The following is a 3692-nucleotide window of genomic DNA, read 5'->3' as shown; positions in this document are numbered from 1 at the left end:
CCGAGGACGTGGCCGTCACCACCGCCCTCGCCCACCTCCACGTCCACGGGATCCCCGTCGACTGGACGGCCGTCCTCGCCGGACACGGCGCCCGACGCGTCGACCTGCCCACGTACGCCTTCCAGCGCGAGCGCTACTGGCTCGAAACGGCCGCAGCCCCGGGCGACCTCACCCGAGCCGGTCTCCGGCCGGCCGACCATGCGCTGCTCGGCGCCGTCGTGACCCTGGCCGACGGTGAGGGGGCGCTGCTGACGGGCCGGGTATCGCTCGCCACGCACCCCTGGCTGGCCGACCACGTGGTGCTGGGTACGGCGCTGCTGCCCGGAACCGCGCTCGTCGAGCTGACGCTCCGGGCCGGCGACCAGGTGGGGTACGGCCGGATCGAGGAACTGACGCTGGAAGCCCCGCTCCTCCTGCCCGAACAGGGCGGCGCACAGCTCCAGGTGGTCGTGGACGGACCCGGCACGAACGGCACGCGGGCCGTGCGCGTGTACGCGCGGCACGACGACGCCCTGGCGGCGGACGCCTGGACCTGCCACGCGTCGGGACTCCTGTCGGCCGGTACGGACACCGGCCCGGACCGGAGCCCCGGCGCACCCTCGGGCCCCGCACTCACCGAGTGGCCCCCGGCCGGAGCCGAGCCGCTCGACGCCGACGTCCTCTACGACCGGATGGCCGGGCTGGGCCTGGAGTACGGCCCGGTGTTCCGGGGAGTCCGGTCCGGGTGGCGGCGCGGGGAGGAACTCTTCGCCGAGATCGCCCTGCCCGAGGGAACCGACGTCACCGGCTTCGGCCTGCACCCCGCGCTGTTCGACGCCGCCCTCCACGCAGTCGGCCTCGGTGACCCCGCGGGGTCGGCCGGCGGGCCCCGGATCCCGTTCGCGTGGAACGGGGTCGCCCTCCACGCGACCGGCGCCACCGCGCTGCGCCTGAGTCTGGCCCCGGCGTCGCCGTCCACCGCCGCGGCCGGGGAGGGAGCGGTGTCGCTGTCCCTCGCCGACGCCACGGGCAGCCCGGTGCTCTCGGTCGACTCCCTGGACCTGCGCCCGGTGGCGGCGGAGCAGCTCGCCGCCGTCGGCGCAAGCGGCGCCGGCGGGCTGTTCCGGCTGGAATGGAAGCCTGCCGGGGACCCGCGGTCCGGCCAGGCCACGGACTTCCCCGTCGCCCTGCTCGACGCCCTTCCCCGGCCGGCCGCCGACGGGACCCCCGTCCCGGACGTGGTGGCCGTACGGGCACCGGTCCCCGCCCCTCTGAGCACGGGCGCCGACGCCGCAGCCCGCCCGTCCGCGGCCGCGCAGGCGGCGCTGGCCCTCGTACAGGACTGGCTCGCGGACGAGCGGTGCGCCGCCTCGCGCCTGCTCGTCGTCACCCGGGGCGCGGTGGCCGTCGACCCGGCCTCGGCCGCCGACCCGGCGCAGGCCGCGGTCTGGGGCCTCGTGCGTGCGGCCCAGTCGGAGAACCCCGGCCGCTTCGTCCTCGTCGACGTCGACGCCGACGAGGACCGGCACGACGAAGACCTGTCGGCGCTCGCGGCCGCGGCCGCGACGGGCGAGCCGCAGGTGGCGTTACGCGGGAACGCGCTGTTCGCGCCCCGACTGGTACGGGCGGCCGACGCGCCGGCGAGCGCCGGGACCCCCGGGCCCGCGGCATTCGCACCGTCGGGAACGGTCCTGGTCACCGGCGCCTCCGGGGCGTTGGGACGGGTGGTGGCCCGGCACCTGGTGGTCCGGCACGGCGTCCGGCGGCTGGTCCTCGCGAGCCGCCGCGGCCCCGCCGCCGACGGCGCCCGGGAGTTCGCGGCCGAGCTGGGCGCACTGGGCGCCGTCGTGGACACCGTCGCCTGCGACGTGGCCGACCGGGAGGCACTGGTCCGGCTGCTGGACTCGCTGCCGGACGCCCACCCGCTGACGGGCGTGGTCCACGCGGCGGCCGTGACCGACGACGGCGTGGTGCCGTCCCTGACCCCCGAGCGGGTGCGCAGGGTGTTCGACCCCAAGGTGGCCGGTGCCCTGCACCTGGACGAGCTGACGCGAGGCCTGGACCTGTCGGCCTTCGTGCTGTTCTCGTCGGCCGCCGGCATCTTCGGCAACGCGGGCCAGGGCAACTACGCCGCCGCGAACTCCGCCCTCGACGCACTGGCCCACACCCGCCGCGCCGCGGGCCTGCCCGGCGTATCGCTGGCCTGGGGCCTGTGGGCGAGCGCCGGCACGCTGACCGCCACCCTGGCCGAGGTGGACCACCGGCGCATCGGCCGTTCCGGGCTCGTCGCGCTGGAGACGGAAGAAGGCCTCGGACTCCTCGACCGCGCCCTGGGCTCCCCGGAGCCGCTGCTCGTACCCGTCCGCTGGGACCTTCCCGCGCTGCGCGAACAAGCGCGCACCGGGACGCTGCCCCCGCTGCTGGGGGACCTGGTCCCGGCCCCCGTACGCCGTACCGAGGCGGCCGCGGCCGGATCCGCGGACGCGGTCCGGTCCGCGCTGTCGGAGCGGCTGCGGGGGCTGACGGAGGCCGGGCGGACCGAGCTGCTCGTCGACCTCGTACGCGGCCACGCGGCCGCCGTACTGGGCCACGACCGGCCCGGAACCGTCCAAGCGACCCAGGCGTTCCGGGAGCTCGGCTTCGACTCGCTCACCGCGGTCGAACTCCGCAACCGACTCGTCGCGGCGACCGGCGCACGGCTGCCGGCCGGACTGGTCTTCGACCACCCGACCCCGGAGGCGCTCGCCCGCCACCTCCTCGGCCAACTCGACGGAGCCCGGCCGGCCGGCGCCGTCCGACCGGCCGTCCGGACCGGCGGCGCCACGGACGAGCCCCTCGCGATCGTCGCCATGAGCTGCCGCTACCCGGGCGGCGTGCGGTCCCCCGAGGACCTGTGGCGGCTGCTCGCCACGGGCACCGACGCCATCTCCGACTTCCCCGTCGACCGCGGATGGGACCTCGACCTCCTCGACGGGGACGGCGCCACCGGCTCCAGCACCACCCGCCGGGGCGGATTCCTCTACGACGCCGGGGAGTTCGACGCCGCCTTCTTCGGGATCTCCCCGCGCGAGGCCCTCGCGATGGACCCGCAGCAGCGGTTGCTCCTGGAGACCTCGTGGGAGACGTTCGAGCGGGCCGGCATCGACCCCGCCACCCTGCGCGGTTCCCGTACAGGCGTCTTCACGGGCGTGATGTACCACGACTACGCCTCCGCGCTCCGGTCGGTACCCGAGGGGGTCGAGGGCTTCCTCGGCACCGGCAACTCCGGGAGCGTCATCTCCGGCCGCCTCTCGTACACCTTCGGCCTCGAAGGCCCCGCGGTGACGGTGGACACCGCGTGCTCCTCCTCGCTGGTGGCCCTGCACCTGGCGGTCCAGGCCCTGAGGCAGGGCGAGTGTGAACTGGCCCTGGCGGGCGGTGTGACCGTCATGGCCGGCCCGGGAGCCTTCGTGGAGTTCAGCCGCCAGCGCGGACTGGCCGCCGACGGCCGGTGCAAGGCGTTCTCCGCGAACGCGGACGGCACCGGATGGGGCGAGGGCGTGGGGATGCTGTTGGTGGAGCGTTTGTCGGATGCCCGGCGTCGTGGGCATCCGGTGTTGGCGGTGGTGCGGGGATCGGCGGTGAATCAGGACGGTGCTTCGAATGGTCTGACGGCTCCGAACGGTCCGGCGCAGCGGCGGGTGATCGAGCAGGCGTTGGCGGGTGCGGGGTTG

The 3692-nt window shown here is 76.2% G+C and carries 1 pseudogene; it reads left to right on the top strand.

Going from position 1 to position 3692, the window contains the following annotated elements:
• Positions 1-8 precede the first annotated feature (8 nt).
• A pseudogene (locus AB4039_RS41750) lies at positions 9-3692 on the top strand (type I polyketide synthase); the annotation flags it as partial.

This window comes from Streptomyces sp. M-16, from assembly GCF_052114405.1.
In the GTDB taxonomy this organism is placed as follows: Bacteria; Actinomycetota; Actinomycetes; order Streptomycetales; family Streptomycetaceae; genus Streptomyces.
Note: the sequence above shows the minus strand (reverse complement) of the source record. Positions and strands in the feature narration are given on the sequence as shown.